A 6053-nucleotide genomic window follows, 5' to 3' on the forward strand; every position below is an offset into this window, starting at 1 on the left:
CTGTTCCTGGCCAAGGGCCTGACCGTGGCCATCCTGTTCCTGATGGTGGCGCTCATGCTCGGCCGCGCACGCCGCGAGACGCTGCCCGGCCTGCAGTCCGGGCACCTCGATGTCGAGGCGCTGAACGACCGCTACCAGGCCGAGGCCGATGCCCTGCGCACGCTGGTCTGGGACGATGCCGCCTGGAAGGCCGAGCGCAAGGCGCGCAAGGCCGAGGCCAAGGCGGAGCGCAAGCGCGCGAAACGGCAGGCGGAGGGCGAGCCGGGCAAGGCACGGGTGTTCGTGCTGCAGTTCCAGGGCGACCTCGCGGCCTCCGCGGTGCAGCAGCTGCGCCACGAGGTGTCGGCGCTGCTGGCGGTGGCCGAGCCCGGCCGCGACGAGGTCGTGGTGCTGCTGGAGAGCCCGGGCGGGCTGGTGCACGGCTATGGCCTGGCGGCATCGCAGCTCACCCGCATCCGCGAGGCCGGCGTGCGCCTGACGGTCTGCGTCGACAAGGTCGCGGCCAGCGGCGGCTACCTGATGGCCTGCATCGCCGACGAGCTGCTGGCGGCGCCGTTCGCGGTGCTCGGCTCCATCGGCGTGGTGGCGCAGGTGCCGAACATCCACCGTCTGCTGAAGAAGCACGAGGTCGATGTCGAGCTGATGACCGCCGGCGAGTACAAGCGCACGCTGACCGTGCTGGGCGAGAACACCGAGGCCGGCCGGCGCAAGTTCCAGGAGGACCTGGACGAGACCCACGGCCTGTTCAAGGGTTTCGTGCAGCAGTGGCGGCCGCAGGTGGACATCGAGCGTGTCGGCACCGGCGAGCACTGGTACGGCCAGCGTGCGGTGGAGCTGAACCTAGTCGATGCCCTGCGCACCAGCGATGACTATCTGCGTGCCCGCGCCCGCGAGGCCGAGCTGTACGCGCTGCACTGGCGCAACCGCCGGAGCATCGGCCAGCGGCTGGGGCTGGCTTTCGAAGGTGCCGCCGACCGCCTGCTGCTGCGCTGGTGGCAGCGCAGCCTGCACGAGCCGCGCTTCTGAGCTGACGCCGGGACGGGCCGGCACAGGCGCATGATCCTGTGCCGGTTTAGTCCGCGGTCATCTGCGTGATCGCCCGGCGTCAGCCGTTGTCCGGGTCGTAGCCGAGGTTGGGCGCCAGCCAGCGCTCCGCGGTCGCCATGTCCCAGTCCTTGCGCCGCGCGTAGTCCTCGACCTGGTCGCGGTCGAGCTTGCCGACATTGAAATAGGTCGCTTCCGGGTGCGAGAAATACCAGCCGGACACGGCGGCCGCGGGCAGCATGGCGAAGTGTTCGGTGAGCTGCATGCCGGCGCGGTTGCCGGCGTCCAGCCAGCGGAACAGCTCGGCTTTCTCGCTGTGTTCGGGGCAGGCCGGATAGCCGGGGGCGGGGCGGATGCCGACGTACTTCTCGGCGATCAGCGCGGCGTTGTCCAGGGTTTCATCGGGGGCGTAGCCCCAGTGCCTGCGGCGCACGCGCTGGTGCAGGCACTCGGCCATGGCTTCGGCGAAGCGGTCGGCCAGTGCTTTCACCATGATGCCGTTGTACATGTCGGCGGCGGCCTCGTATTCCGCCGCCAGCTCGTCGGCGCCGTGCACGGACACCGCGAAGGCGCCGACATGGTCGCTGACGCCGCTGTCCTGCGGTGCCACGAAGTCGGCCAGCGAGTAGTTGGGCTTGCCGCTGACCTTGCCGCTCTGCTGGCGCAGGCAGTGGATCTCGCCCAGCGCCCGGGTGCGGGCCTCGTCCTGCCAGAGGCGGATGTCATCGCCGCCGACCCGATTCGCCGGCCACAGGCCGATGACGCCGCGCGCGCGCAGCAGGTCGCCGGCGACCAGGCGATCGAGCATGGCGCGGGCATCGGCGTAGAGGCTGCGCGCGGCTTCGCCGACGACTTCATCCTGCAGGATCTTCGGGTACTTGCCGTGCAGGTCCCAGGAAATGAAGAAGGGCGTCCAGTCGAAATAGTCGATCAGCTCGGCGAGCGTCACCGCTNGGCGGCGGCCCAGTCGGTGTGCAGGCCCTGCGCCACCGCCTGCGGGTAGGGCACGCGCTCGCCACGCGGCTGGCGGTTGTTGATGCGCTCGCGCACCTCGGCGTATTCGCTGCGGCGCTCGGCCAGGAAGGCCGGCTTGAGCTCCTTGCTGAGCAGGGTGGTGACCACGCCGACGGCGCGCGAGGCGTCGGCGACGTAGACCACGCCATCGTTCTTGTACTGCGGGTCGATCTTCACCGCCGTGTGCGCCTTCGAGGTGGTGGCGCCGCCGATCAGCAGGGGAATGCGGAAGTCCTGGCGCTGCATTTCGCGGGCGACATGGACCATTTCGTCCAGCGACGGCGTGATCAGGCCGGACAGGCCGATGATGTCGCAGCGCTCGTCCTTCGCCACCTGCAGGATCTTCTCGCACGGCACCATGACGCCGAGGTCGACGATGTCGTAGCCGTTGCAGCCGAGCACCACGCCGACGATGTTCTTGCCGATGTCGTGCACGTCGCCCTTGACCGTGGCCATGAGGATCTTGCCCTTGGACTGGGCATCGGCGCTCTTCTCGGCCTCGATGAACGGAATCAGGTGCGCCACCGCCTGCTTCATGACGCGTGCCGATTTCACCACCTGGGGCAGGAACATCTTGCCGGCGCCGAACAGGTCGCCGACCACGTTCATGCCGTCCATGAGCGGGCCTTCGATGACGTGGATGGGGCGCGCGACCGACTGTCTCGCCTCTTCCGTGTCCTCGACGATGAAAGTGGTGATGCCCTTCACCAGCGCGTGCTCCAGGCGCTTGCCCACCGGCCATTCGCGCCAGCTCAGGTCCTCGGTGACCGCCTTCGCGCCTTCGCCGCGGTACTGCTCGGCGACTTCCAGCAGGCGCTCGGTGCCGTCGGCGCGGCGGTTGAGGATGACATCCTCGACGCGCTCCTTGAGCTCGGCCGGCAGGTCGTCGTAGATCGCCAGCTGGCCGGCGTTGACGATGCCCATGGTGAGGCCGTTGCGGATGGCGTGGTACAGGAACACCGAGTGGATGGCCTCGCGCACCGGCTCGTTGCCGCGGAACGAGAACGACACGTTGGAGATGCCGCCGGAGATCTTCGCCCACGGCAGCTCGCGCTTGATGAAGGCGCAGGCGTTGATGAAGTCGACGGCGTAGTTGTTGTGCTCCTCGATGCCGGTGGCGACCGCGAACACGTTGGGGTCGAAGATGATGTCCTCGGGCGGGAAGCCGACCTCGTTCACCAGGATGTCGTAGGAGCGCTTGCAGATCTCGTTCTTGCGCGCCTCGGTGTCGGCCTGGCCCTGCTCGTCGAAGGCCATGACGATGACCGCCGCGCCGTAGCGCATGCACAGGCGGGCCTTGTCCTTGAACTCCTCGACGCCTTCCTTCATGGAAATGGAGTTCACCACCGGCTTGCCCTGCACGCACTTCAGGCCGGCTTCGATGATCTCCCACTTCGAGGAGTCGATCATGATCGGCACGCGGCAGATGTCTGGCTCGGTTGCCACCAGGTTGAGGAAGGTGACCATGGCCTGCTGCGAGTCCAGCATGCCCTCGTCCATGTTGATGTCGATGATCTGCGCGCCGGCCTCGACCTGCCCGCGCGCGATGTCCAGCGCTTCCTGGTAGTTCTCCTCGCGGATCAGGCGGGCGAACTTCTTCGAGCCGGTGACGTTGGTGCGCTCGCCGACGTTCACGAACAGGCTTTCTTCGGTGATGGTGAACGGTTCCAGGCCGGACAGGCGGCAGGCCGGTGTCAGCACCGGCACCTGACGCGGCGGGAACGCCGCCACCGCCTGCGCGATGGCGCGGATGTGCTCCGGCGTGGTGCCGCAGCAGCCACCGACCACGTTGAGGAAGCCGCTGTCGGCGAACTCGCGCAGGATCTCCGCGGTTTCTTCCGGGGTCTCGTCGTACTCGCCGAAAGCATTGGGCAGGCCGGCGTTGGGGTGGGCGCTGACGAAGGTCTCGGCCTTGCCCGCCAGCTCGGCCACGTAGGGACGAAGTTCCTTGCCGCCGAGCGCGCAGTTGAAGCCGATCGAGATCGGCTTCGCGTGCCGCACCGAATGCCAGAAGGCCTCGGCGGTCTGGCCCGAGAGCGTGCGGCCGGAGGCGTCGGTGATGGTGCCGGAGATCATGATCGGCAGCTCGAAGCCGAGCTCGTCGTAAACATCCTGCACCGCGAAGATGGCGGCCTTGGCGTTGAGCGTGTCGAACACGGTCTCGATCAGGATGATGTCGGCACCACCCGCGATGAGCGCGCGCGTGGCCTCGCGGTAGTTGTCCGCCAGCTCGTCGAAGCTGATGTTGCGGAAGGCCGGGTTGTTGACGTCCGGCGAGATCGAGCAGGTGCGCGAGGTGGGGCCGAGCACGCCGGCCACGAAGCGCGGCTTGTGCGGTTCGCGCGCGGTCCACTCGTCGGCGACGGCACGGGCGAGGGCGGCGGCCTCCCGGTTCAGCTCGGACACCAGGGTCTCCATGCCGTAGTCGGCCATGGACACGCGGGTGCCGTTGAAGGAGTTGGTTTCCAGGATGTCGGCACCGGCGGCGCAGTAGGCGTCGTGGATACCGCGGATCAGGTCAGGCCTGGTCAGCACCAGCAGGTCGTTGTTGCCCTTGACGTCGCGCGGCCAGTCGGCGAAGCGCTCGCCGCGGTAGTCATCCTCCTGCAGCTTGTGGCGCTGGATCATGGTGCCCATGGCGCCATCGATGATCAGGATGCGTTGGGAGAGGGCCTGCTGCAGGGCCTGTAGGCGGGCGTCGCGGGTCATGAGCTGCGGTGCGTATCCGGAAAAACGGACGCAAAGTGTAACAGATGGCGCCCGGGCGCCACCTCCGCGGCGGGTGTATACTGTCGCCCCTTCAAGCAAGCGGATCGAGAGAGCAGTCCATGAGTGAAGCAGCCGAAGTCCTGGCGGGCGAAGCGGTCACCTCCAATCTGGTCATCACCGAGGGTGCGCAGGCCTATCTGCGCGAGCTGCTGGCCAGGCAGAGCAGCACCGGCATCGGCGTGCGTGTCTTCGTCGAGAACCCGGGCACGCCGCGCGCCGAATGCTGCATGGCCTACTGCACGGCCGGCGAGGAACAGGAAGACGACGTGCGCATCGACTTCGAGGGCTTTCCCGCCTTTGTCGACGGGCGCTCCGTGCCCTACCTGGTCGATGCCGTCATCGACTTCAACAAGGACCGCATGGGCGGGCAGCTGACCTTCAAGGCGCCGCGCTCCAAGGTGCCGAACATCTCGTCCGACAGTCCGATCGAAGAGCGCATCAACCATGTGCTGTTCAGCGAGGTCAATCCCGGCCTGGCCGCCCACAACGGCAGCGTGAGCCTGCTCGAGTGCTACCAGGACCCGGAGGAGGGCTGGATCGCCGTGCTCAAGTTCGGCGGTGGCTGCCAGGGCTGCTCGGCGGTGGACATGACCCTCAAGCAGGGCGTGGAGACCACGCTGAAGGCGCATATTCCCGAGCTGGCGCGGGTCACCGACTCGACCGACCACAGCAAGAAGGACAACGCCTACTTCAAGTGAGCCGCGGCCCGAGGAGGCCCCGTCCCTGACAACGCAGCCAGTCCGGCGCGTTTTCGGGAGCGGGGCCTTCGTGTTTCTGCCATCCGGTGCAGGTGTCGGGGCGGGGTCTTACCTTGCCCTGGTCTCGGGCAGCAACAGGCCGGCGCTGATGACGCCGGTGGCCAGCTCGATGAGCTTGCGCAGTGACTCCGGGTCGCGGCGCAGGCTGTCGTTGCGCCAGCCCAGGCTGATCATGCCGTTCCACGACGCCCACAGCGCGGTCGCCAGTTCGCGCGGGTCGGCGGGCCGGATCAGGCCGGCGTCCATGCCGGTTCTGAGGGCGTTGACCATGCGCTCGTTCTGTTCATCCACACGGCGCGCGATCTGCGCGTTCATTTCCACGCTGGCGGCATTGCGCGCCTGTTCGGGCGGAAAGGCCAGCAGCCGGAAATAGTCCGGATAGTCCAGGTAGAACTTCAGATACTCCGCCGCCGCCGCCTGAAGCTGCTCGACCGGCGACACCGGCGCCGTGTAGGCGCGGTCCATGTA

General features: G+C 67.8%; 3 protein-coding genes and 1 pseudogene. 2 read left to right on the forward strand and 2 right to left on the reverse strand.

Going from position 1 to position 6053, the window contains the following annotated elements; genetic code table 11:
- Positions 1 to 1026, forward strand: a 1026-nt coding sequence (gene sohB / locus C5O18_RS05505; RefSeq protein ID WP_420884472.1) for a protease SohB, incomplete at its 5' end; no start/stop codon positions are given.
- A 79-nt stretch (positions 1027 to 1105) separates the two neighbouring features.
- Here sohB and metH read toward each other — a convergent pair.
- A pseudogene (metH, locus tag C5O18_RS05510) lies at positions 1106 to 4767 on the reverse strand (methionine synthase).
- A gap of 119 nt (positions 4768 to 4886) precedes the next feature.
- On the opposite strand from metH, the gene nfuA reads away from it, so the two are divergent.
- Positions 4887 to 5525: a Fe-S biogenesis protein NfuA gene (gene nfuA / locus C5O18_RS05515; RefSeq protein ID WP_105192191.1), complete on the forward strand. Its 639-nt coding sequence runs from the start codon at positions 4887 to 4889 to the stop codon at positions 5523 to 5525.
- Between the two features lie 108 nt (positions 5526 to 5633).
- On the opposite strand, the gene C5O18_RS05520 is transcribed toward nfuA, so the two are convergent.
- Positions 5634 to 6053, reverse strand: a 420-nt coding sequence (locus C5O18_RS05520; RefSeq protein ID WP_146089228.1) for a WHG domain-containing protein, incomplete at its 5' end; no start/stop codon positions are given.

This window comes from Amnimonas aquatica (assembly GCF_002943415.1).
Lineage (GTDB): Bacteria > Pseudomonadota > Gammaproteobacteria > Pseudomonadales > Moraxellaceae > Perlucidibaca > Perlucidibaca aquatica_A.